This is a genomic window from Streptomyces sp. NPDC002232 (assembly GCF_042890295.1).
Taxonomy (GTDB): Bacteria; Actinomycetota; Actinomycetes; order Streptomycetales; family Streptomycetaceae; genus Streptomyces.
Genome location: NZ_JBIARV010000006.1, coordinates 109,729 through 132,020, shown reverse-complemented (window position 1 = coordinate 132,020; position 22,292 = coordinate 109,729). Strand labels below are relative to the sequence as shown.

Here is a 22,292-nt window from a genome sequence, read left to right as displayed (position 1 = left end):
TCGCCTGGGTTCATGGACCGTTTGCGGCGGGCGTTCGGACGGACGGCCCCTGGCGGAGCCAGTAGTACCCCGAGTCCGACTCAAGGCCGGACTTCGGGGATCTCCGCCCCGGGGGTGGCGGAGACGGCCCGGCGCCAGGGGGCGCCGGACCGGGAGGTCGGGACCGATGGCGGCCCCGACCAGGACGAACTCCACACCGTCCAGCAGCAGATCCTCCACCCCGCACCCGCCACCGAGCCGACAGCTGGCGAGCGAGCCGTGCAGAGCGTGCAGCCGACGATCCGCCGTTTCACCGGCACCAAGCGGACCGTCCGCGTCGGCCCGCTGCGGTTCACCGGCGACGAGCACGCCGGCCTCCAGGAGGCCGCCGCCGAGCACGGCTACAAGGGGGAATCCGGCTTCGCCGCCGACATCGTCCTGGCGTTCATATCCGGTCGGTTCACGGCGAACCTGCCGCTGTCCGAGGACCGCCGCCGTACCCACATGTTCCGCGCCCAGGTGCTGCGCGAGCTCAACCGGATCGGCGTCAACGTCAACCAGATCGCCCGCGCTCTCAACAGCGACCTCACCCCACCCGACATCCGCCTCCGTCTCGACGAGCTCCACCGCCTGCTGGAGCTGATCGCCGCGGCCCTGCGCGAACCGACCGACTCCAGGAAGGGCCAGGCCGCGTGATCGCCGCCATCAAACCGGCCGGGTCCAACACCCGTGGCCTGCTCGCCTACCTCTACGGCCCCGGCCGCCACGACGAGCACGCCGACCCACACATCGTCGCCGGCTTCGCCATGCTCGGCGTGCCCGACCCCGGCCGCGACCAGGACGCCACCCTCACCCAGCTCGCCCGCCACCTGGACGCGCCCGTTCAGCTTCGGAACAGCGAGTTCGGCAAGAAGGTCACCGACCACGTCTGGCACTGCTCCGTCCGCGCCGCACCCGAAGACCGCTACCTCTCCGACACCGAGTGGGCCGACATCGCCCAGCGCATCGTCGAATCCGCCGGCATCGCCCCGCCTGGCGACGACCTTGGCTGCCGCTGGATCGCGGTACGCCACGCGGACGACCACATCCACATCCTCGCCACCACCGTCCGCGAAGACGGCCGCCGCCCCAGGCTCCACGACAGCGGCATCCGCGTCGGCGACGCCTGCCGCCAGATTGAGACCGACTACGGCCTACGCCAGCTGAAGAAGGGCGACCGCACCGCCGGACGCCGGCCCACCCAGGCCGAGATACACAAGGCTGAACGCCTCGGCTGGGAGCAGACCAGCCGCGACTGGCTCCAGGACCGCATCCGCGCCGCGATCCCCCACGCCAGCAACACGGAGGAACTCCTTGCCTACCTCGAAGCCATGGGCATCGCGGTCAAACCGCGCCGCGGACCGTCCGGAGACCTCCTCGGCTATGCCGTCGGCCGCCCTGGAGACCTCAACAAGGACGGCGAACAGATCTTCCACCCTGGCGGAAAGATCGCTCCCGACCTCACCCTCCCCAAGCTCAGGGCCCGCCTGGAGGCCATGGTGCCGGAGGAGCACCCCACCGCCCGCCGCGGCCAGCCTGCCACCCCCTGGCATCAGGCCATCGACGCCCTCGACACCCTTCGTACCGGCATGGACGACGACACACACGCGCAGGCCCACATCACCGCGCTCGGCGAACTCATCGAAGCCACCGCACAGAAAGCCCCCGCCCACCTCCACGCCGAACTACGTGCAGCCTCACAGGCATTCGCCCGTGCCCAGCGCTCCCAGGTCCGCGCCGAGAACCAGGCCGCCCACACCCTGCGCCGAGCGGCCCGCGACCTCGCCCACACCGCCACCGGCCCCGACGGCAGCGGCCTGGCGACCCTCCTAGCTGCCCTCGTCTGGGCCACGATCGTCGCCGCCCGCTGGCACGACGCGAAGAACCACGCCCACCAGACTGAAGCCGCCCGCCAAACCCTCCACCACCTCCAGGCCGCCGCCGACAACGCCCTCACGCCCGTCGTCGACAGCCTCGCCACCCGCCGGCCGAGCGATCAGGCCCGCCGCACCCTCGCCCACGACGTCCGCGCCGCCGTCCCCGACCACGCCGACCGCATCCTCACCGACCCCGCCTGGCCGGCCCTCGCCACCGTCCTCGCCGACGCCGAAGCCCGCGGCCACAAACCCCACCAACTCCTCAAAGAAGCCGCCGCCCAGCGCGAACTCACCACCGCCCGCCAACCCGCCCGCGTCCTGATCACCCGCATCCAGCACACCACCCGCAACCCCGCCCCCAACCCCCGCGCCGAAGCAGCCCGCCGTCGCTCGACGCTCGCAGGGGTCCAGGGGCACGGCTACGGGGAACATGTGGCCTTGCCGGTAAGGCCCGCTGTCGTTCCGGGGGAGAACATTCGTCGTCGTCAGCTGTAGTAGCGCAAGGGGCAGAGCTGATCAGTCTCCCCTCCCCTCCCCTCCTGAGACACGGTGTCTGGGTGCGTGAGGGGAGCTGTAGCTCCGGAGAAGGGGGGCTCTGCCAAGTAGCCGACTTTCGCGATGTCCGAAATAACTCGACCTCGAATAATTCTCGTAGCTATTGCTCGGGAGTTACGAGTCTCAATTATCTCACGAAGAATTGGGGTTCAAGTTAATTCGGGTGCCAGGGGGTGGAGTGTGGCCTCTGACCTGGGTTTATCTGATCCTGCGGTTTCTTCGGTCGTTCAGGTTGACAGTGAGGGGAGGGCTGCTCTGTAATTACTTGAGCCCTTCGAGCTCGACCTTAATTCCTATCTTTCTAGGGGGAGTCATGCCTGCTGGCGATCGCGTTTCTCGATTCACGGACTTGATCCGTGGGAGTCTTGCGGACACCGACTCGATCACCCTGACCCGCCGCGACCTGACGAAGACTTGGCGCACAGTCGAGATGGCATGCCTCCTTGAGGAGTGGAAGACCGATCCGCACGACTCGGAGGCCGTTGCGCCGCGGAGTGGGGAGGACATGATGGCGAGCCTGATGAAGACGCAGCGCGCGCGCCTGAGCAAGGGGAACGCGATGGAGATTCAACTTTCCCTTGAAGATGCTGGAATCCATTGCGAGCCCACCCTGGGGCGCCTGGGCTCCGGCACCTCTATTGTCCGCATCTACCGGAAATGGCATCCTGCGAAGGGCGTGGCGTAAAGCTCCAGCGACTGCTGTACCGACTGGTCGACCTGGCCTATACGCTCGACCAAGCACGGTCCCCAGCGACGTGCCGCCGGGCACCTGCTCGGCGATCACGTGCACCAGGGCCCCAGCCTCGGCGAGAACGATGGCTGTGGTGAGTCCAGCCACCCAGCGACGACAGCGCGCTCCCCTGCCCCAGGCCGTTCAGGAAGTCAGAGCCGCGTCGAGGTAGTCCTGCACCGGCTCGAACAGCCCGTACGGCACGTACTCCGGGATTTCGCCATGGGCGACCCAGGCCAGTTCGGCCAGCTCCTCGGTGTCCGCGACGTGTGCCGTGCCGTCCAACACCTCGCAGGCGGTGTACGACATCAGCCGGCCTGTCTTCGGATGGACGCGCTCGCCGAGCAGCTTCACAGCTGTCACGGTCAACCCGGTCTCCTCATGCGTCTCACGCACTGCGGCGTCCTCACGGGCTTCACCGGGTTCGATCTTGCCGGCTGGGAACTGCCAGGAGAGCTGCCCCTCGCTCACCCGTCGGCGCACCAGGAGGACGCGTCCCTCGTGAACGATTACGGCTGCCGCTACGCCCGACTGCTTCTCCGAGTGCTGCTGAGTCACGTCTACTCCTCGTGGCGGCCACGATGGGCGGAACGACAGTACCGAGAGGGATGAAGCGGGACGCCCGTATCGCTGAGAACTGCCCGGATCCCGCCGTTCTGGCGTTGGCGTCGTCGGCGCCAAGTCTCGGCAGAATGAAGCCCGCCCCGGTCACAGGGCTCATGCCGTGGGGTACGGCCAGGCACTTCCGTGATCAGGGCGGGGGATTAGCGGCGTAGGAACCTGCTTTGGCCTCGGTGCCGACCAGAACGCCGTTCAGCGGGTGCACCGGATCCAGCGGTCTGACTCGGGTGCGGGGCGTGAGCCGGCTGGTCATCGAGGGCGATCGATCGCCAGACCCGCTCCTGGAGCTCCTGGATGCAGGGGCCGCAGGCGTACATCGCTGCCTGGGCGCCGGCGACGCTCGCGGGGCCGATCCAGAGGACGCGGGTCCATCGCTGTCCGCAGTAGAGCCAGCAGAGTCCGTCGACCCACTCGTTGCCGTCGTTGGTCGCGGCTGGCGCGGGCAGTCCGCCGCGGGCGAATTCGGCGATTCCAGGGATCACCCTGTTCGGTAAGGCGAGTTCTGTGAGCATCGCTTCTCGCCTGAGGTCACCGGCCTCGGACCGGTTCGGAGTGAACCTTCTGCTTGTCGGAATCGGCGAAGAGGAGCGTGGGCTCGGCGAGGATGTCGCGGCCGGCCTCGCTCTTGTAGATCTCGTCGACGCTGCCGAAGCGGGCATCGGTGTAGTCGAGGTCGAGCAGGCCGGCGGCCTGGCGGACGGACGCCTCGTCCGGGCCTTCGATCTCCACGAACGTGGGGAGGTCCGGCCAGGTGTCGAAGTCGAAGGCCACCTCGCCCAGGCGCCACTCCTCGCGGTAGTTCTCCTGGTAGCGGACCTCGGTGAGGCCGAGGCGGCGGAGGATGTCGGCCATGGCGTGGAGGTCGGCGACCTTGGTTTCGATCTCCGTGGTGCCGTCGATGGTCGTCGCGTCGGTGACCTGCTTGAGCGTGAGGGTAGAGCGGGTCCCCTCGTCCCGCAGCCGGAGCCACGCCCCGCCGTCGAGGGCGTCGTTCTCGAAGATCTTGCGGGTGAGGAGAGTGCGGGGGAACGCTCGCGTGGCGCCCAGGGCTGTGAGCTTGTCCTGGAGGACGGTGACGTCGACGTTGAGGAACTTGGCCTCGTACTCGTGCTTCATGGTCGTCTTCCTCGTTGGGTGCGATTACCTGGTGCGGGCCGCGATGAGCAGACCCATGCGGTGCGTGTGGTCGTGGGGCTGGCCGAGGTGCGGGCGCTCGATGAACTGGTTCGTGCGCACCGTGAGCAGGACGTCCCAGCCAGGGGTGAAATGGCGAGCGAGTCTCTCGGGCGAGGTGTAGTGCTCGATGAACTGGTGGCGCTCTTCGACGGGCATCATGAACTCCGCGCCGAACAAGCCCCCTTCGCGAACGAGGGCCTGCATGCGGCGGACGAAGTCGCCGAGCGGGCTGTGGTGGTTGGCACTGTAGTGCCATGAACAGCTCGTCCAGACGGCGTCGCAGTGACCCTCGGGGAGCTCGGTCGTGAGGAAGTCCTCGCCGATGACCTGGACGCGGTCGTGGAGTTCCTCGGTCTTGAGGCGGTCGATGAGGCCGGGGGCGTGGGCCCGGGTGTCACCCGGAAGGCTGACCTTGCCTCCGTGGAGGGCGAAGGGGTCGCGCTCGATGACGATGACGCGGTAGCCGGCGGCGGCGAGGGGCAGCACGAACTTGCCGTCGCTCGCGCCCACGACCGCGACCGTGGCGTCAGGAGACGTGCGCTCCTTCAGGGCGGCGAGGAACTGGGGGAAGAACGTGAGGGTGTGCTCCCACAGGCTCTGCGTCTGCACGGTGCTGTCCTTCCTGGGTGGCGGTGAGAATCGTCTGGACGACCTGCTCCGGGGCACTGCCGGTGGTGTTGATCCGATGCATCGGGAACTCGGCGTAGGCGGACGAGATCCGGTCCGAGGCTTCCTCGCTCAGGGCGTCCCACCATGAGGTGGGCTTGACCCGTTGAGAGAGGCGCCGCTGCCGTTCGTCCTCCGCGCACAGCAGGTGGTACGTAGTCGGCTGGGGCAGGTCGGGCGGGAGGGTGACGCCGAGGCGGGCCCCGAAGGCGTGGTGGTTCGCGAGGCACCGGGCGAAGTAGCTCTCGACGACCACGGGGGTGCCGGCGGCGAGGTGCCCTTGGATCTCCTCGGCGGCTGTGAAGAGGGCCGAGAGGTAGAAGCACAGGCGGGCGTCGGCGCTCTCCCTCAGATCCACCTGACGCCGTAGCGGCTGGTAGAAGAGAGGCACGGTGGGGACGAGGACGGCGCCCCTGGCCGCCGCGAGCAGAGGCGCGACGGTGGACTTGCCGCTCCCCGTAAGCCTTCGAGCGCCTCGAAGGACGGCTGGTCAGGCACGGGCGTACACCACGTCCGGGATGGCGAGGGTCAGCTCGTCGGTGGCGGAGGGCCGGTGGACGATGCGGTGAGCGGCCTTCTCGTACCAGAAGGCGTGCGAGTCCTTGCCCACTGCCTTGCAGGACATGGTGAGAGCGCCGCGCGGGTCGGCCTCGATCCGCTCGATCTCGCGCGGGCCGCCGGCCGGCGCGCAGACCTCCGGAGCCCCGCCCTCGGCGAGATCTTCGTCGAGGACCACCTCGATGGAGAGCCCGGCCGTCCGGAGGTCCTCACGGAGCCGGGTGCACGCGGACGGGTCGTCGACCAGGAGCTCGGGGTGGTCGGCGGCGTTGCCGACCGGGCGGAGGCAGTGCAGCTTGAGCTGACGGGCGCCGAACCGCTGCATGATCCGCGCCAGCGGGAGCACCTCGTCGAGGTTCCGCGATGTCACGGTCATGGTGGCGGCGGTCGTGACGCCGAGCTCGCGAGCGAGGTTCAGCGTGCTGAGCGCGGCGTGGTAGCTGCCCTGCCTGCGGATGTCGTCGTTGGTGTCGGCGACCCCTTCCAACGAGACCCGGAGCAGGTCCACGTAGGGGGCGATTTCGGTGAGGCGACGCTCGATCCGGTAGCCGTTGGTGCAGATCTCCACCCCCATCCCCAGCTCCTGCCGGGTGTAGCGGACGACCTGCGGGAGCTCCTTGTAGAGGAAGGGCTCACCTCCGAGCAGGGTCACCGCCTCGGTGCCGTACTCCTCGTGCATGAGCCGGATGAGGCCGACCGCCTCCTCGGGGGTGAAGGCGTCGCCCTGCTTGAGGCGCTCGCCGTGGAAGCAGTGCAGGCAGGAGAAGTTGCAGCGGTAGAGCAGCTGCAAGTACAGCATCCGGATTCTGCGGATTCCGGTGACGTCGTGGATCACTCGGGCCTCCTGGGTCAGTTGACTGGCGGGGAGGATCCGATCGTGGCCGTGCGGGGGTGGACGGCGTCACCGCGTACGTGGACGGTCCGAGGACGTCCTGGGACGTTTTCAGCGCCCGGCGACGCTCTCAAAGTGGCGCATCAGCCCTGCGGTGTCCGAAAGGTTTGGCAGCACGACCGTCGCGCCGGCTGCGGCCAGTTCCTTCTGGCTGTGAATGCCTGAGGCGACGGCGATGACGTGAGAGTCCGTGGAGAGCGCGGCTTCGACGTCCCGCGGCGTATCCCCCACGAGTACGACGGGGACGTCCTGCTCCGCTCCATAAGCGCGGCGGATTCGCTCACGCGCCACCGCCACGAGATCCGGACGCTGGACCCCGTCAGCCCCGTAGGCGCCGACGGAGAGGTCGAGCAGAGAGTCGAGGCCGAAGGCGGCGAGTTTCACCTCGGCATTCGCCGCGATATTGCCCGTGAGTACCGAGGACACCCACCCCTTCGACTCCGCAACGCTCTTGAGGGCGTCGCATGCGCCCGGCAGGGCTGTACCGCGCGTCCGTAGCGCCGCGAACCGCTCCTGCCCGGCATTGACCAGGGCGTCCTGGATCCGGCCCCATTCAGGCTCGGTAAGGTCGTGCCGAACGAACAGCTCCCGCATGATCAGACGGTCCGTACGCCCCTCCGTGCGCGCGGGATCGATCGGCGCGAAGCCGGCCAGCGCGGTGAACGCGGCGGAGTAAATCTCCTTGCTCACCCCCGCGTTGTCGATGAGCGTGTGGTCGATGTCCCACAGGATGCTGAGCTGCATGCCGCCAGCGTAAGCACTGGCTTGGTGTCGCCCAGCACGCAGAAACGTCCCACGACGTCCTTGCTCTTGCCCTCACGACTCGGCTTGTATTGCGCCCGTGAACGAGCGACTCCACTCCGTACTCGCCCAGCGCGGTGTATCTCCAGAATCGCTCGCCGAAGCCTGCGAAGTGGACCCCAAGACTGTCGGTCGATGGCTCGGTGGACGCGTGCCCCACCCGCGGCACCGCTTCAGCGTTGCCCAGCACCTGCGCGTCGAGGAGACCTTCCTCTGGCCGGCACCGCTGGCGGCGCGCAGCGGTCGGCCCGGCACTGGCTTAGGCAGCGCCGAGATCATCGGTACCTACCAGAACCGGGCCAGCGTCCCCCGAGACACGTGGCTCGCCCTCCTCCAGGGCGCCCAGCGGCAGATCGATGTCCTGATCTTCTCCGGCACCTTCTTCGCCCAGACCAACCCGCACGTCGCCAAGATGCTCGCCGAGCGCGCGTCCACGGGGGTTCGTGTACGCCTCTGCTTCGGCGACCCGAGCGGCAACGCAGTCGCCACCCGAGGCCGCGAGGAGGGTATCGGCGACACCCTCGCCGCCAAGATCCGTGCCTCCCTTACTTACTACCGCCCGCTGCTGTCCGAAGCCGGATGCGAGGTGCGGCTCCACGACACCACGCTCTACAACTCCCTCTTCCGGTACGACGACGACCTGCTGGTCAACCCGCATGTCTGGAGCCAGCCGGCGAGTGCCAACCCCCTGTTCCACCTGCGAAGAGTGGATGCCATGGGCTGGTTCGACAACTACGCTCAGAGCTTCGCTGCCGTCTGGGCCGGCGCACGGCCCTGGACGCCCGATCACGAGGGGACCGCCGCACATGGGCAGGACTGAGTACTACAACGACCCCAACGCCCCCAAGGCCAACACCCTCATCCCCGCCAGCAACCTCCTGGTCGTCGACGAGAGCGGCGCCATCCTGCTCCAGCGACGCCGCGACACCGGCCAGTGGGCGCTGCCCGGCGGTGCCCAGGACATCGGCGAGACCGCCGCCGAGTGCGCGGTACGCGAATGCCTGGAGGAGACGGGGATCGTCGCCGAGATCACGGGCTTCCTCGGCGTCTACACGAACCCCCGTCATATCGTGGCGTACACCGACGGTGAGATCCGCCAGCAGTACGAGAACACCTACATCGGCCGCCCCGTCGGCGGCGAGCCCACCATCAACGACGAGGCCGACGGCGTCCGCTTCGTCCAGCCCGCCGACCTCGACCAGTACGACATTCACGCCAGCATGCGCCAACAGATCGGCGACTACCTCGCCGGCACGTACCCCTACCTCGGCTGAGCCGCCAACGCGGCCTCCACCCGCCCCACGGCGGCGAAGATCTCCGGCGCTGCCCGGCGGATGAACCGCCCGACCACGCTGTCGTCTCCGTAGCGGCCAAGGATCTCCGCGACCCGCTCCTCGGCGGTGGTCCGGCCGCCATCGGGCGTCGTCGTCATGTCGCAGCACACGAGCGCGTCCACCAGCAGCGGCTCCTCCAGCAACGGAAACTCGCTCGCGAGCTCCTCCCGGAGCCCTCGCTCCTCGGCCTCCAAGAGCGCGAACGAGTGGTTCGCGACCAGCCGCACGAGCCGCTCGTCGGCCCCGTGCCCGTGCCGAAGGAACCGGGCCCCGTCCAGCGGATGGAACCCAGTCATGGCCAAGCGAGGCGCGTACCCGACGTCGTGCAGCGTGGCGGCAGCGACTAGGAGGCTGGCGTCCTGGCCGAGAACCTGACTTACTTCGACCGCACGCTTGGCCACTCCCTGTGTGTGCGCCCACCTCCGTGGAAGCGTGCTGCTGAGCTCGGCCTCCGCGACCTGCGTCGCCCATACCTCGAGATCGCCCATGTGAACTCTCTGCCCTGGGCATGGCCCGCACAAGCCTGGCCAAGGGAGGGACTCCTCTCGGCAGCGACCGGCACCGGCCGTAGCCGTGTCACCGCAGGGCAGAAGATCAATTTTCTACTTCCCACCTGCCGTCCGGCTTCTAGACTTGCGCTGATTCGACACAACAGGGACGCGTCACGGCCGGTGTCACGGGGATGGAGTAGCTGGTGGGGGACATGGACGAGCGGCTGAAGAAACTGGCGAAGTCCTCTCCGAACTTCGGCATCCTCTACTCACTAAAGCCCCTGCTGTCTCTCTACGGCGCCCAGGCCGAGGCCACGGTCTTCACCAACCCGAACTCCTCGCTCGTCCAGGCGGGCCAGTTCGGCGAAGTCCTAGCAGAGGAGCTCATCACCCGGATCGGCATGCGGGTGGACGGCGATCGACAGATCGACCGGTTGACCGCTCTGACGCGAGCTGGCGTCCTGATTCCCGAGACACGGAGGGATTTTGACCAGCTGCGGGTGGACCGTAATAAGGCTGCCCATGCCCACCTGTTCGATACGGCACGGGCGCTGGACGCCGTCCGCGTCTGTCACAAGCTCGGCCTGTGGTTCCACGACGCGATCTCTGGGCGCCGCACGGTCGTGGAGTTCGTGCCGCCTACGGATCCGCAGGCGGTCGAGCGTCTCTCAGATCCGGGCGAGGTCGCGGAACTGAATGAGGCCCTGGACGGCCACCGCCAGGCCCTGACCGACGCGCGCACGCGACTCACGGAATCCACGAGCGAGCTTGAGGCTGAGCGTAAGGCGCGGGCCGAGGCGGAACGCCTCATCACCAGTGCCAGCGTGAACAACGCAGAGCTCCTGGCCCAGATCGAGCAGCTGGCAGCGCAGGTTGCCGAGATGCGCGTTGTTCAGACGGCCGCTTACGAAGAGGCCCGTCAGGCCCCGCGCAAGGTCGATCCGGGGGCTCGCGACCTGATCATCCATCGTGCGCAGCGGCGGGCTCCGCTCAACGAGATCGAAGCCCGTAAGGAGATCGACAAGCTGCTGCGCGCCGCCGGCTGGGTGGTGCAGGACCGCAGCGAGGTCAACCCCATGGCTGGTCGGGGTGTGGCCGTGCGTGAGTTCACGCTCGCCACGGGGCGGGCCGACTACGTCCTGTACGTGGATGGACAGATCGCCGGTGTCATCGAGGCCAAGCGTGAGGGCACGCACCTGGCCAGTGCGGTCGAGCAGAACGACCGCTACGCAGGCGGAGTGCTCAAGGAGCATCGGCTTGCTGTGTGGCGGGAGGAGGAGCCGTTCGCCTTCCGATATGCGACCACAGGCACCGAGACCTACTTCATTAACCGGTTGGACCCCGAGGCACGCTCTCGTGAGGTGTTCGCCTTTCACAAGCCCGAGACCGTCGCGGACTGGATGCGCCGAGCGGAGGAGCACCTGGCGGCCCCGACCTTCCGCGCCGCTCTGCGGAGTGTTCCGGAGCTGCACCGCAACGCCCTGCGGCCGGCGCAGTTCGATGCGATCAAGAAGCTGGAACGCTCACTCGCCCTGGACAAGCCGCGGGCGCTGATTCAGATGGCGACCGGCGCGGGCAAGACCTACACCGCCGTCTCTCAGACGTACCGGCTGCTCAAGCACGCGCGAGCCCGTCGCGTGCTGTTCCTGGTGGACCGAAACAACCTCGCTAAGCAGGCACTGGACGAGTTCCGGAAGTTCATGACCCCAGACGACGGCCGCAAGTTCTCGGACATCTACAACGTCGAGCGCCTAGGCGCCGCAGGACTGCAGGACAGCAGTTCGGTGGTGATCTGCACGATCCAGAAGATGTACCACCTGCTGACTGGTGAGCAGCTTGTCGACGACGACCCGGTAGACGAGGCGAACGACGACAAGGCGTACGAAGAGTCCTACGCCACAGACAAGCCCATCGAGGTGGGCTACAACCCGGCCGTGCCGATCGAGTCCTTCGACCTGATCATCGTGGACGAGTGCCATCGCTCGATCTACGGCCTCTGGCGTGCGGTGCTGGAGTACTTCGATGGCCACCTCGTCGGGCTGACCGCCACTCCGACCCTCCAAACCCTCGGCTTCTTCGGGCAGAACCTGGTCTCTGAGTACACCTACCCTCAGGCAGTAGCTGACGGCGTCAACGTCGACTTCGACGTCATCCGCATCCACACAGATTTGCGGGAGAATGGCGGCGCGACCATTGAAGAGGGGACAACGGTCAAGATCCGTGACCGGAAGACCCGGTACCAGCGCTACGAGCAATTGGCGGACGACTTCACCTACACCACACGTCAGATCGGACGCTCTGTGGTGACTGTCGATGAGATCCGAGCCGTTCTCACCGCCTATCGGGACAATTGGCAGCGGTGGTTCCCCGGTCGCGAGGTGGTTCCCAAGACACTGATCTTCGCGGTCGGTGAGGACCACGCCGAGGATGTCCTGGCTCAGGCCAAGGAGGTCTTCGGGAAAGGCGACGAGTTCGCCAAGAAGATCACGTACAAGAGCCGCAAGGCCGGCGAGGACCCGGACGAGCTGATTCGTGCACTGCGAACGTCCCCGCGCATGCGGATTGCCGTGACCGTCGACATGATTGCGACCGGCACGGACGTGAAGGCACTGGAGTGCGTGATCTTCCTGCGGGAGGTTCGCAGCGCGGTCCTCTTCGAGCAGATGAAGGGACGTGGTGCCCGCACCATCGACGCCACCGAGCTGCTTGAGGTGACCCCGGGCGGAGATGATCGCGTGCGCAAGGAGCGCTTCGTCCTCGTCGACGCAGTCGGCGTTACCGACTCCCCGCTTGTAGATGCACGACCGCTCGTTCCGGCCGGGGAGCGCCAGGTCTCCCTGGCCAAGCTCCTCGACAAGGCCGGCACCAAGTCGATCAGCGCCTCGGAGGCGGAGATCCTTGCCGGTCGCCTTGCCCGCCTGAACCAGCAGCTCAACGACGGCGAGCGCGACCAGATCACCAAGGCGGCAGGCGGCCGTACCCTCTCGGATATCGCGAGCAAGATCGTCCAGGCCGCCGACCCTGACAGGCAGGACCAGGCCATGGCGGAGGGCGGCGAGAGGGCAGCCCACGCGCTGATCGTTTCTGCCGTCGCCCCGCTCACCGCCAGCCCCGACCTGCGCCGCCTGATCATCGAGATCCGCCGGGACAAGGACTACGTGATGGATGAGACCACTGCGGTTGCCGTCACCAACGTTCACGCGATTCCCCGCGAGGAGCGGGCACGCGAGCAGGTCGACCGCTGGAGTCGTTTGCTGGAGGATGAGCGCGACAAGATCGCCGCGATCTCCATAGCGCTTTCCAGTCCCCGCTCGGTCGGACCGACGGAGGCGTACGCGGCGCTCAAGGAGCTGGCGGACAAGATCCGGCGCCCGGACTTCGCCTGGACCCCGCAGGTCCTGTGGACGTACTACGAGGACCTGGGCCGCGCCACCGAGCAGCCGAGCAAAGAGGCCGGCGTGCCCGATCTCATCTCGCTCATCCGATACGAACTTGGCGTGGATTCGGAGCTGAAGCCGTACCGTGAGACGGTAGAAGTGCGCTTCGAAGGCTGGCTGCTCCGGCAGCGGCAGGCCGGCGTGGAGTTCACGGAGGACCAGATGTGGTGGCTGGAGGGCATCCGCGATGTTGTCGCCAGCGACGTCGGCATCGCCCCGCCTGACTTCCGAGCTGAGCCGTTCGTCAGCCGCGGTGGCGGCAGGGGTCTGGCGTTGGCCTTTCCGGGGCGCAACCCGCACGACTTCCTGAATGAGTTGAATCGAGAACTGGCTTGAGCAACACGGAGCTTCCACCGGGGTGGGCTCGAACAACCCTGGGGGAGATTGCGCTTTCGGTAAAGAACGGGATGAGCATTTCCCGTCCCGGCGCTATTCCTGATGGGATTCCAATCCTGCGCATTAGCGCCGTACGTGCTATGCGACTTAGCTTGGGTGATCTTCGCTATACCGGCCTCGGCTCGGATGAAGTGCAGAAGGCGGATGGCCTTGCCAATCCAGGAGATCTTCTCTTCACGAGGTACAACGGAAATCCTAATCTTGTCGCCGCCTGCGCTCGCGTCCCCGACGATGCGCCGAAGCTCGCGTACCCCGACAAGCTGATTCGCGTGCGGCTTCCCGAGGGTAAAGTCGATAGTCGTTTCGTCTGCTACGCCTGGGCTTGGCAGGGAACTCAAGATCAAGTGCGCCAGCTTGTGAGGACTACGGCGGGACAGGCTGGCATTTCGGGAAGCTCGCTGAAGAGCGTTTCGCTCCCCCTTCCTCCTTTTCCGGAGCAGCAGCGGATTGTCGATGAGCTCGAAGGCTACTTGTCTCGCCTTGACGCCTCAGAGACGCTTGTCGAAGCTTCACTCAAGCGCGCTGCGGCCCTACAGAAAGCGCTTCTTCAAAAGGCCGCGGATAGTTGCAGTGCCTATCCATCGGTCACCCTCGAGAGTCTGATTCGTGAACCCCTCCGCAACGGGCATTCTGCTCGGGCAAGTGACTCGGCTGAGGGTGTCCGAACTATTAGCCTCACTGCAGTCACGACTGGAGATTTCTCAGACCGAAACTCCAAGTTGACGGTTGCGGATCCGCATCGCGTGAAGGATCTGTGGCTGAAGCCGGGCGATATTCTAATCCAGCGATCAAATACGCCCGAACTTGTGGGGACTGCAGCCCTTTACTCTGGCTCCGAAGGGTGGGCGATCTACCCGGACCTTCTCATTCGGGTTCGCGTTAGCGATCGAATCCTGCCGGAGTTTGCGGTCACGATGCTGCGCTCCCCTCGGATGCGAAAGTACTTTCGAAGTGCTGCGAAGGGGCTCGCGGGATCAATGCCGAAGATTGACCAGGCGACGATCCTGGGGGCCTTGTTGCCAGTCCCGCCCATTGATGTGCAGCGGGAAATTGTCAAATGGACATCTTCTATTTCTGGGCAGGTTGAGCTGCTCTCGGTAGAGGTCGCGCGCGGGGCGAGGAGGGCGCAACACCTCCGGCATGCAGTGCTCCGGCGCGCTCTTACGGGCGGCTTGGTGGCGCAGGACTCGGGCGACGGGTCTGCGCACGATTTGATTGAATCTATTCAAATGGGACGGAGCGGGAAGTCGAGGAGTGGGGCTGTGACCCGCGCTCGGCGATCTCGGCGACCGGCGAGTTCCTCTGAAGATTCCCGCGAATTGTCTTGGCCCGACCGTGATTCGCTACCTCTCCCTCAATCCGCCGTTCAGCAGGAGTTCGAGCTCTGATGAGCACCATCGATACCACCTCGGCCGCCCCTGCCAAGGCGATCGCTCAGACCAATTCGCTCGTCGCAAAGCTGTGGAATTACTGCAACGTCCTGCGCGACAACGGATTGTCGACCATTGAGTACGTGGAACAGCTGTCGTACCTCCTGTTCCTCAAGATGGCTGACGAGCTGGCCGCCGATCCGTTTGCCGAGGAGGCGGCCGCCCCGATCGTTCCGCCCGCCGTCGACTGGAAGTCGCTTGCTTCCAAGCGTGGCGAGGAGCTGGAGGGCCATTACCGCACGGTGCTCACCGAACTTGGTAGGCACCCGGGTACGACGCTCGGTACCGTTTTTGCCAAGGCTCAGAATCGGATCACGGAGCCCGCTCTCCTCGAGAAGCTGGTCGTTGAGCTGATCGGCAAGACCGACTGGGTGCTGGAGGGTACTGACCTCAAGGGCGACGCGTACGAGGGCTTGCTTGCCAAGGGAGCTGAGGACACCAAGACCGGCGCCGGCCAGTACTTCACGCCGCGTCCCCTGATCGACGCCATGGTGCAGGTGATGCAGCCGGGTCCCAAGGACCGGATCACTGACCCGGCCTGCGGCACTGCTGGCTTCCTCATCGCCGCACACAGCTACATCCGGGAGCGCCACCTCAAGGGCCTCTCCCGTGAGCAGCGCCTCGCGCTGGGCCAGGGCACGATCTGGGGCAACGAACTCGTTCCCGGCACGGCCCGCCTGGCTGCGATGAACATGCTGCTCCATGGCATCGGCGAAGCTGGCGGTGAGTCCCTCATCACTACCAGCGACGCGCTCGCCAGCGCTCCCTCTCGGCGTGCTTCGCTCGTTCTGGCGAACCCGCCGTTCGGAAAGAAGTCGGCCATCACAGTCGTCGGAACGGACGGCAAGACCGACCGGGAAGACATCACCTACGACCGGACCGACTTCCGGGCGACGACGACCAACAAGCAGCTGAACTTCCTGCAGCACATCATGTCGCTGCTGGAGATGGACGGCCGTGCAGCGGTCGTCCTGCCCGACAACGTCCTGTTCGAGGGCGGGGCCGGCGAGAAGATCCGGCGGCGCCTCCTCCAGGAGTTCAACCTCCACACGATCCTGCGCCTGCCCACGGGCATCTTTTACGCCGGCGGCGTCAAGGCGAACGTCCTGTTCTTCGATAAGAAGCCCCCGCGGGCCGACGAAGCACCGAACACGTCCGAGGTGTGGGTGTACGACTTCCGGACCGGGATGCACTTCACGCTCAAGCAGCGTCCCCTCCGCCTGGCTGACCTGGCCGACTTCATCGAGGCGTACAAGGCGGACGACCGCTCGGCGCGCAAGGAGACCGAGGACGGCCGCTTCAAGCGGTTCACGTACGAGGAGCTCATCGCCCGCGACAAGGTCAACCTGGACGTCACCTGGCTGAAGGACCCGGCGCTTGACGACGCCGACAGCCTGCTCCCTCCTGAGGTCATCGCCCAGGAGATCGTGGAGGACCTCCAGGCCGCCCTCGCCGAGTTTGAGGCTATCGCCGAGGCGCTGGGTGGCGAGGTTAAGCCGGACGTTGCCGCCGAGGAAGTTATCGCGGAGGCGTAGGGCCGGGGAGCTTTCGCCGGTGCCGATCTCGCTCAAGGTGCGAGGCCGGCACCAGCTTGCTGGGGGGAGAGCCTCGTGGGGTTCCTGTTTCTCCTCAGCGGGCTCCCCAGCCGCGGTGTGCTTCGGGGCCGTGTGGGCTCCAGCCGTTCAGGTGCGGTGCCAGCTCCTCGGGCTTTGGTTCGCGAGGGGTGGGCATGGCGGGTAGGCGGATCAACGGGTCGAGGCTCTGAACGTATCGGCGGGCCCAGGCCAACCACCCGTGTGCCGAGGCCACCGCCGCCTCGTCCTGCCCGGCCGACTCTTCCAGCCGACGCTCCAGGGCGTTGCAGTACGCGGTCAGACTTGCCGCTTCCTGCCACTGGCCCGCCTGCGCACGGAGTACCTCGGCGTATTGCTCCTGGGCGGCCAGCTCCTTCGCCTTCTCCATGGCCGCCCGCCAGCGGACCTCGCGCTCCGCCTTCGCCCGCTCCTCGTCCGCCTTCCGTTGGGCGTCCTCTACGGCGCGGGTCTCGATCTCCCGGAGCACAGCTCCCAGGATGTCCTCCAGCACCCAGCGCTTGCGATCGGCCCAGCGGGACTGTCGGCTGGCTTGGCTATAGCCGAGTTCGATCACGAGGCTCTTCGAGCGCTCTGGGTCGGTGGACTGGGGAGACTCCTGCTGGATCGTGACGGTGTAGGTGAAGCCGTTCACGACCAAGTCCACTTCGCCCTCACGGAGGGAGTAGCTGGAAGGGTAGTGCCGCCCGTTGTACGTGTAGGCATGGCTGCGCCGACGGGAGGGGACTTCATGCTCCTTCACGTTGTGCCCTCGACGGACTGCCTCGGCGGCGAGGCCCTGGAGGAGCAGCAACGATCGGCGGCGCAGCGGGGCGGGCATGACGAGTCGGCCCTCGTCGTCTCTCAGTGCGGCCACGACCGGATGCGGAGAGCGCAACTGAGTGGGTACGTGGACGGGCGGCGCCTCGTCCGGTCTCTGTCGCAGCGAGTTGGGGTGTGGCCCCTCGACCAAAGAGATCTGCAGGTCGCGATTCCACATGCGGAGACTTTCGATGCGCTTGCCCTCAGGGATGAGGCTGTGGCGCTTCGCGTAGTCGATCACGCGTCGCCACTCCGTCACCGTGGCTTCGTCGGGCTTGGTGAAAGTGACCCGTCTGTCCGTAACGAGTCGTTCGATGAGCTCCTTCGCCTTGGTCCGACGGGCGAGTGTCACTGGGCTGTCGGCGTAGGAAGCGGAGCGCGTACCACCTGCCGCCTTCTTTCTGGCGGTCTTGTTTTCCCCGGCGTGCGCGGGGTCCTCCGGGTGATGGCCGTGCTGGATGTAGAAGGTGCCGGCCTCGGTGACCTTGGCATCCACCTCACTCCCGCTGCGCTTGATCGCCACCAGCCCTCGGTCGCGCAGCGCGTAGGCCGTGCGGAACTCACCGGGGTCCCAGGGCTCCTCGGACTCCTTGCCGTTCGCGAGCCGGCTGAGCAGGACGAGCTGTCGTTCGTTCAGGGGAGACCAGCGATGCATGGAAACAGCTCACCCCGGTGCCGGGCCTGGTGCAATGACTCGTACGGGTGGTCGCTTCTGGCAGCACCGGAGACCTGCGGTTTTGCGGTCGTCGGACGGCCTGCTTGCGTGAGCGCTGCGTGAGCGGACTGGGTGGCACTAGGGTGGACGTGGCGTCATGGTGATCACGGTCGGACGCCTCTGATCTGGGAAAACGGGATTCGGTGGCACCTTCCGGCACTACCCGGGATGATCTTGCGGGCCCTCGTAATGCGTAGGTCTCGGGTTCGAATCCCGAAGGCGGCTCAGAAAAGGGCCAGGTCAGACAATGTCTGACCTGGCCCTTTCTGTTGCCCTCCTGGCGGGGTATCGGAGTCGTCAGGTCGGCACGGACGCGAGCTGCCAGGCGACCATGCCCGTGGACCCGGGCGTCTCCGTGATGTCGATCGGCAGTCGTGTCGGGGCGTGTTCGATGCGCTGGGTGGTGGGGACGCCGTCGCACGCGACGGTGCGGGGGGTGCCGTCCGCGACGGCGAGCTTCACGTGGCCCGTGCCGGCGCACGCCACGGAGAGCCGGTAGCCCTTGCCCCGGGTGAGCGGTGACCGGGCGTGCACGCCGTCGCCGACCCGCTCCAGGCCGGACTCCACGAACTCCGGGTCGTCCGGCGAGGTCGTCGACACGGCGGCCTGGGCGCGCTCGCCGTGTTCGCGCTCGTCGTCCGGGCGGGTGTTCGTCGGGTTGCCCGTCGCGGACGGTGGCGGAGGGGGCGCGGGCGCCGCGGTGGTGCAGCCCGTCGCCAGGAGCGAGGCGAGCGCCAGGGCCGCGGCCGTCGTGAGTGGTGTGCGCAGTGCCGTCATGTGTGCGTCTCCCCCGTGGTGCCGTCCGGTCTCAGGGCCGAGACCGTAGCCGTGTCCTTGGGTGGGGAGGGGTGAATTGGTGCTGTTCTGAGCAAGAATTGAGGTGGGTTCGGCCCCGGCCCGTCAGTTCGCCAGGCCCGGCTGGTCGAAGGTGTCCGGGGCGGGGAGGGTCGACCAGTGGGGGATCGGCCAGGCGACGACGATCGCGCGGCCCACCACGTCCGACACCGGCACCATGCCGGCCCTGGCGTCGCTCTGGTGGTAGCGGGAGTCCTGGGAGGCCTGGCGGTGGTCGCCCATCACCCAGAGGCTGCCGGCCGGGACCGTGACCTCGAACTGGCCCTCCGGGTCCGTGCTGCACGGCGTGTTGCCCTGGAAGACGTACGGCTCCGTCAGGGGCTTGCCGTTCACCTTCAGGGGACCCGTGCCCTTGCACTCGACCGTGTCGCCCGCCACGCCGATCACCCGCTTGATCAGGTGCTGTTCCCCCGCCGCCGGCATCAGGCCCACGAAGCCCAGCGCCTTCTGGAGCGACGTGGGCTCCTTCACCGGGCGTCCCGCCAGCCAGCCGCCCGGGTCGCGGAAGACCACGACCTCGCCCCGGTCGGGCTCGGACCCGAACCAGGGCGTGAGCTTGTCCACCAGCACCCGGTCGTCCACCCGCAGGGTGTTCTCCATCGAGCCCGACGGGATCAGGAACGCCTGGAGCAGGAACGTCTTGATCAGGAACGCCAGCACCAGCGCGATCCCCGCGAGCATCGGCAGCTCGACCCAGAACGGCCGGCGTCGTCTCGCGGGCTCTGCCTCCGGCTCCTCCCGGTCGGATCGCACCCCGGTCGCCAAGTCGCTCATGTCCACCCTGACTTCTACGTGTCCCTGTTGTCTGCACGGACCCTATGCCCCGGGCTGCCCGAGAAATGACCACGTGGCGCCCCTTCGCCACGTACGGGTGACCCCGCGCCTCAGAGCGCCGGCTGCTCGCGTTCCTGCTGGGCCAGGAGGTAGCCCGCCTGGAAACGGCTCTCCGCCCCCAGCGCGGCCATCACGTCCGCGACGTGCCGACGGCAGCTGCGGACCGACAGGCCCAGCCGGCGCGCGATCGCCGCGTCCGTCAGCCCCTCCGTGAGCAGACGGACGATCGTCTGCTTCAGCTCGTCGGAGATGTCCATGATGGTCTGCCGGTCCCACTCCGTCTCGAACGGCAGCGCCTCCAGCCACAGCCGCTCGTACGCGCCCACCATGAACGCGACCACGTGCGGCTCGCGGATCAGCACCGCCGCGTGCGGGTCGTCCGGCACCGGGATCACCGCCGTGGCGCGGTCGAAGACGAGCATGCGCATGAACTCGTCGTCCAGGGTGCGCACCTGGGCCCCCAGCCGGCCCACCCGCTCCACGTACGCGCACGTGCCCGAGGAGAACCGGGCCGTGTGCTGGTAGAGGACGCGCATCCGGACCCCGCGGCGCAGGAGCTCCTCGTCGCGGGCCACGGCCTCCTCCAGGACCTCGGCCCGCCGCCCGCCGCCCGGCTGCGCCGTCATGACCTCGCGCTCGCACGTCCGGCCCAGTTCGGTGATGGCCTCCCGCACCGCCCGCAGATCGGTGAGCACTTCGACGTACTCCGCCTGCCGCAGGTGCGTCAGCCGCAGCAGATGGGACTCGTACAGCGGCATGAAGGCCATCAGCTGCTCGCGGGTGCGCTCCATGTGCTGGCGCCGGGCCCGCATCTCGCGTTCCAGGGGGCCCAGGGTCCGCTGGACCGCGTCGTCGGGCGCCACCGGTAGCACCGCGCGGTCCGGGTCGCGGCGCAGCAGGCCCATGTCGAGGAGGGCCGAGACGGCCGACTCCACCCGGGCCTGCGGCAGTTCCAGCTCCGCCGCGAGGTCGGCGGGGTGCGCCGGCGGGCGGGCCGGGTCCCGGGCGAGGAGGCAGGTGTAGACCCGGGTCAGGGGGTCGTCGGGGTCGTCCAGGCCGCCGGGGTGCGCGGCGGGCGGCGCCGGGACCGGCGGGCCCGCCGCGTCGATCGCCGCGAGGGCCGTGGTCCTCGGCCCGGGCCCGGTCGGCACCGGAAGAGCCTCGCTCCGACCCTGCTCAATGTCTTTTATCGCCACCTTTTCCCCCGTTTGTGACGGCGTCCTCTTGCTGCCATGCAGCCTAATGAGCCATGCGCTCCGCCCCATAGGCATTCCGCCGCCGATACGTTCGTACCACCGCCCACAAGGTCAAAGCGCACCAGGCTCGCACAGCCCGCGAAGCTCGCAATCCCCCACGGAATCCCACCACTTACTCCTCGCGGAAGCGGAAAGAGAGCACTCGACATGAAGCGGCGGATCCGCACCACCCTCCTCACCACCCTCGTCGTCGGCCTCGCGGGCCTCGGCACCGTCACCGCCGACCGGATCGGCACCCGCACCGACGACACCGGCTGGGGCGCGGCCGTCCTCACCGGCGTCCACGACACCGGGTGGGGCGCCCCGGGCTCCGGCGCCCGCACGAACGACACCGGCTGGGGGTGACCCCGGTGACCCTGCTCGACTGCACCCTGCGCACCGGCGGACGGCTCACCGGCGGATCCGTACCCCCCGCGCTGGCCGCCGACTACCTCGCGGTCTGCGCGCGGCTCGGCATCGACGTCATCGAGCTGGGCGCCGTCCACGACCCCGCCGACCGCTCGGCCCCGCGCGGCGCGCTGCTGCCGGTCCCGCTCCCCGAGCGCTACGGCCCCCGCCTCTCCGTCCTCCTCGACACCTCCGCGCTGCCCGCCTCGGACGCCGCCGCCACGGCCTCCGCCGGGCGGATCGCCGACGCCCTGTCCGCCGGGCCGGTGACGGTGGGCCTCGTCCGCCTCGCCGTCCGGTACGACCGGGTGGCCCGCGCCGCCGCCCCCCTGCACCGCCTGCGGGAAGCCGGCTTCGGCGTCTGCCTCTTCCTCACCCACATCGACCTCGCCTCCCACCCGGAACTCGACCGCTGCCTCGGCGAGAGCGCCGCCCTCGGCCCGCTCGACGCCGTCTTCCTCGTCGACTCCCTCGGCTCGCTCCGCCCCGAGCGCGTCATCGACCTCGTCCAGTCCACCCGCGCCGCGCTCGCCGCACCCGTCGGCATCCACGCCCACGACAACCAGGGCTTCGCCCTCCACAACACCGTGGTCGCCGGGAGCGCCGGCGCCACCTGGCAGGACGCCGCCGTGCACGGGATCGGCCCCGGCGCGGGCCTGACCCGCACCGAACAGCTGCTGGCGCTCCTCGGCGCCACCTCCACCGACCTCGCGCCCCTCCTCGCGCTCATCGCCACCCACGTCGCGCCGCTCAAGCGGCGGTACGGGTGGGGGGCCGGCCCGCGCCAGGTCATGGCCGGTCTCGCCCGGATCCCGGTCGCGTCGGTGACGGGCCTGGACCCCCGGCCGCACCTGTCCGACTGAGGCCCGC

21 protein-coding genes are annotated in these 22,292 nt (G+C 67.9%); 10 read left to right on the top strand and 11 right to left on the bottom strand.

What is annotated here, in order from left to right:
* Positions 1 to 114: 114 nt before the first annotated feature.
* From ACFYXU_RS28810 to ACFYXU_RS28800, 3 genes are all read left to right on the top strand, one after another.
* Entirely contained in the window at positions 115 to 675 is a 561-nt protein-coding gene (locus ACFYXU_RS28810; RefSeq protein WP_389460687.1) for a MobC family plasmid mobilization relaxosome protein, read from the top strand.
* Entirely contained in the window at positions 672 to 2,390 is a 1,719-nt protein-coding gene (locus ACFYXU_RS28805) for a relaxase/mobilization nuclease domain-containing protein (RefSeq protein WP_389460685.1), read from the top strand. The genes ACFYXU_RS28810 and ACFYXU_RS28805 overlap by 4 nt, the downstream gene beginning before the upstream one ends.
* A gap of 373 nt (positions 2,391 to 2,763) precedes the next feature.
* Positions 2,764 to 3,135: a hypothetical protein gene (locus tag ACFYXU_RS28800; protein ID WP_389460683.1), complete on the top strand. Its 372-nt coding sequence runs from the start codon at positions 2,764 to 2,766 to the stop codon at positions 3,133 to 3,135.
* Positions 3,136 to 3,324: 189 nt separating this feature from the next.
* Here the strand turns inward: ACFYXU_RS28800 and ACFYXU_RS28795 are convergent, their stop codons facing one another.
* The 6 genes from ACFYXU_RS28795 to ACFYXU_RS28770 all read right to left on the bottom strand — a co-directional run bounded on the left by ACFYXU_RS28795 (position 3,325) and on the right by ACFYXU_RS28770 (position 7,837).
* On the bottom strand, positions 3,325 to 3,738 hold the full coding sequence (locus ACFYXU_RS28795) for an NUDIX hydrolase (protein WP_389460681.1): 414 nt from the start codon (positions 3,736 to 3,738) through the stop codon (positions 3,325 to 3,327).
* A 591-nt stretch (positions 3,739 to 4,329) separates the two neighbouring features.
* Positions 4,330 to 4,917 carry a class IV adenylate cyclase gene (locus tag ACFYXU_RS28790; protein WP_389460679.1) on the bottom strand — a complete coding sequence of 196 codons (588 nt, stop codon included), beginning with the start codon at positions 4,915 to 4,917 and terminating at the stop codon, positions 4,330 to 4,332.
* A gap of 24 nt (positions 4,918 to 4,941) precedes the next feature.
* Positions 4,942 to 5,586 (bottom strand): class I SAM-dependent methyltransferase, encoded by a 645-nt coding sequence (locus ACFYXU_RS28785; protein ID WP_389460676.1) that lies wholly within the window; start codon positions 5,584 to 5,586, stop codon positions 4,942 to 4,944.
* Positions 5,504 to 6,034, bottom strand: coding sequence for a hypothetical protein (locus tag ACFYXU_RS28780; protein ID WP_389460673.1), 531 nt, complete (start codon positions 6,032 to 6,034; stop codon positions 5,504 to 5,506). Before ACFYXU_RS28780 ends, ACFYXU_RS28785 begins: the two co-directional genes overlap by 83 nt.
* A 99-nt stretch (positions 6,035 to 6,133) precedes the next feature.
* Complete coding sequence (locus ACFYXU_RS28775; protein WP_389460671.1) at positions 6,134 to 7,036, bottom strand: radical SAM protein; 903 nt, start codon at positions 7,034 to 7,036, stop codon at positions 6,134 to 6,136.
* Positions 7,037 to 7,144: 108 nt separating this feature from the next.
* The gene (locus ACFYXU_RS28770) at positions 7,145 to 7,837 is read right to left on the bottom strand and encodes an HAD family hydrolase (RefSeq protein WP_389460669.1); all 693 of its coding nucleotides are present in this window, start codon (positions 7,835 to 7,837) and stop codon (positions 7,145 to 7,147) included.
* Between the two features lie 97 nt (positions 7,838 to 7,934).
* Between ACFYXU_RS28770 and ACFYXU_RS28765 the strand changes: the two genes are divergently transcribed.
* Positions 7,935 to 8,714, top strand: coding sequence for an XRE family transcriptional regulator (locus tag ACFYXU_RS28765; protein WP_389460667.1), 780 nt, complete (start codon positions 7,935 to 7,937; stop codon positions 8,712 to 8,714).
* Entirely contained in the window at positions 8,701 to 9,168 is a 468-nt protein-coding gene (locus ACFYXU_RS28760) for an NUDIX hydrolase (protein ID WP_389460665.1), read from the top strand. Before ACFYXU_RS28765 ends, ACFYXU_RS28760 begins: the two co-directional genes overlap by 14 nt.
* Here the strand turns inward: ACFYXU_RS28760 and ACFYXU_RS28755 are convergent.
* Positions 9,156 to 9,716, bottom strand: a complete 561-nt coding sequence (locus ACFYXU_RS28755; RefSeq protein ID WP_389460663.1) for an HD domain-containing protein — start codon at positions 9,714 to 9,716, stop codon at positions 9,156 to 9,158. The genes ACFYXU_RS28760 and ACFYXU_RS28755 overlap by 13 nt on opposite strands.
* Positions 9,717 to 9,931: 215 nt before the next feature.
* Between ACFYXU_RS28755 and ACFYXU_RS28750 the strand changes: the two genes are divergently transcribed.
* From ACFYXU_RS28750 to ACFYXU_RS28740, 3 genes are all read left to right on the top strand, one after another.
* On the top strand, positions 9,932 to 13,492 hold the full coding sequence (locus tag ACFYXU_RS28750) for a DEAD/DEAH box helicase family protein (protein ID WP_389460661.1): 3,561 nt from the start codon (positions 9,932 to 9,934) through the stop codon (positions 13,490 to 13,492).
* Positions 13,493 to 13,563: 71 nt separating this feature from the next.
* Complete coding sequence (locus ACFYXU_RS28745) at positions 13,564 to 14,940, top strand: hypothetical protein (RefSeq protein ID WP_389460659.1); 1,377 nt, start codon at positions 13,564 to 13,566, stop codon at positions 14,938 to 14,940.
* On the top strand, positions 14,940 to 16,517 hold the full coding sequence (locus ACFYXU_RS28740) for an N-6 DNA methylase (RefSeq protein ID WP_389460657.1): 1,578 nt from the start codon (positions 14,940 to 14,942) through the stop codon (positions 16,515 to 16,517). The genes ACFYXU_RS28745 and ACFYXU_RS28740 overlap by 1 nt, the downstream gene beginning before the upstream one ends.
* A gap of 94 nt (positions 16,518 to 16,611) precedes the next feature.
* On the opposite strand, the gene ACFYXU_RS28735 is transcribed toward ACFYXU_RS28740, so the two are convergent.
* The 4 genes from ACFYXU_RS28735 to ACFYXU_RS28720 all read right to left on the bottom strand — a co-directional run bounded on the left by ACFYXU_RS28735 (position 16,612) and on the right by ACFYXU_RS28720 (position 20,930).
* Entirely contained in the window at positions 16,612 to 18,030 is a 1,419-nt protein-coding gene (locus tag ACFYXU_RS28735) for a hypothetical protein (protein WP_389460655.1), read from the bottom strand.
* Positions 18,031 to 18,387: 357 nt separating this feature from the next.
* Positions 18,388 to 18,867, bottom strand: a complete 480-nt coding sequence (locus ACFYXU_RS28730) for a hypothetical protein (protein ID WP_389460653.1) — start codon at positions 18,865 to 18,867, stop codon at positions 18,388 to 18,390.
* 123 nt (positions 18,868 to 18,990) lie between these two features.
* Entirely contained in the window at positions 18,991 to 19,719 is a 729-nt protein-coding gene (gene lepB, locus ACFYXU_RS28725; protein ID WP_376509910.1) for a signal peptidase I, read from the bottom strand.
* 110 nt (positions 19,720 to 19,829) lie between these two features.
* Complete coding sequence (locus ACFYXU_RS28720; protein ID WP_361395169.1) at positions 19,830 to 20,930, bottom strand: LuxR C-terminal-related transcriptional regulator; 1,101 nt, start codon at positions 20,928 to 20,930, stop codon at positions 19,830 to 19,832.
* A 252-nt stretch (positions 20,931 to 21,182) separates the two neighbouring features.
* Between ACFYXU_RS28720 and ACFYXU_RS28715 the strand changes: the two genes are divergently transcribed.
* Both ACFYXU_RS28715 and ACFYXU_RS28710 read left to right on the top strand, forming a co-directional pair.
* Positions 21,183 to 21,380: a hypothetical protein gene (locus ACFYXU_RS28715; protein ID WP_376509906.1), complete on the top strand. Its 198-nt coding sequence runs from the start codon at positions 21,183 to 21,185 to the stop codon at positions 21,378 to 21,380.
* Positions 21,381 to 21,385: 5 nt separating this feature from the next.
* Complete coding sequence (locus ACFYXU_RS28710) at positions 21,386 to 22,285, top strand: hypothetical protein (RefSeq protein WP_389460650.1); 900 nt, start codon at positions 21,386 to 21,388, stop codon at positions 22,283 to 22,285.
* Positions 22,286 to 22,292 lie beyond the last annotated feature (7 nt).

Coding starts and splice junctions, on each gene's coding strand:
- ACFYXU_RS28750 (WP_389460661.1), top strand. CDS start 9,932: ATGGACGAGCGGCTGAAGAAACTGGCGAAGTCCTCTCCGAACTTCGGC.
- ACFYXU_RS28740 (WP_389460657.1), top strand. CDS start 14,940: ATGAGCACCATCGATACCACCTCGGCCGCCCCTGCCAAGGCGATCGCT.
- ACFYXU_RS28745 (WP_389460659.1), top strand. CDS start 13,564: ATGAGCATTTCCCGTCCCGGCGCTATTCCTGATGGGATTCCAATCCTG.
- lepB (WP_376509910.1), bottom strand. CDS start 19,719: ATGAGCGACTTGGCGACCGGGGTGCGATCCGACCGGGAGGAGCCGGAG.
- ACFYXU_RS28800 (WP_389460683.1), top strand. CDS start 2,764: ATGCCTGCTGGCGATCGCGTTTCTCGATTCACGGACTTGATCCGTGGG.
- ACFYXU_RS28760 (WP_389460665.1), top strand. CDS start 8,701: ATGGGCAGGACTGAGTACTACAACGACCCCAACGCCCCCAAGGCCAAC.
- ACFYXU_RS28755 (WP_389460663.1), bottom strand. CDS start 9,716: ATGGGCGATCTCGAGGTATGGGCGACGCAGGTCGCGGAGGCCGAGCTC.
- ACFYXU_RS28715 (WP_376509906.1), top strand. CDS start 21,183: ATGAAGCGGCGGATCCGCACCACCCTCCTCACCACCCTCGTCGTCGGC.
- ACFYXU_RS28770 (WP_389460669.1), bottom strand. CDS start 7,837: ATGCAGCTCAGCATCCTGTGGGACATCGACCACACGCTCATCGACAAC.
- ACFYXU_RS28735 (WP_389460655.1), bottom strand. CDS start 18,030: ATGCATCGCTGGTCTCCCCTGAACGAACGACAGCTCGTCCTGCTCAGC.
- ACFYXU_RS28790 (WP_389460679.1), bottom strand. CDS start 4,917: ATGAAGCACGAGTACGAGGCCAAGTTCCTCAACGTCGACGTCACCGTC.
- ACFYXU_RS28730 (WP_389460653.1), bottom strand. CDS start 18,867: ATGACGGCACTGCGCACACCACTCACGACGGCCGCGGCCCTGGCGCTC.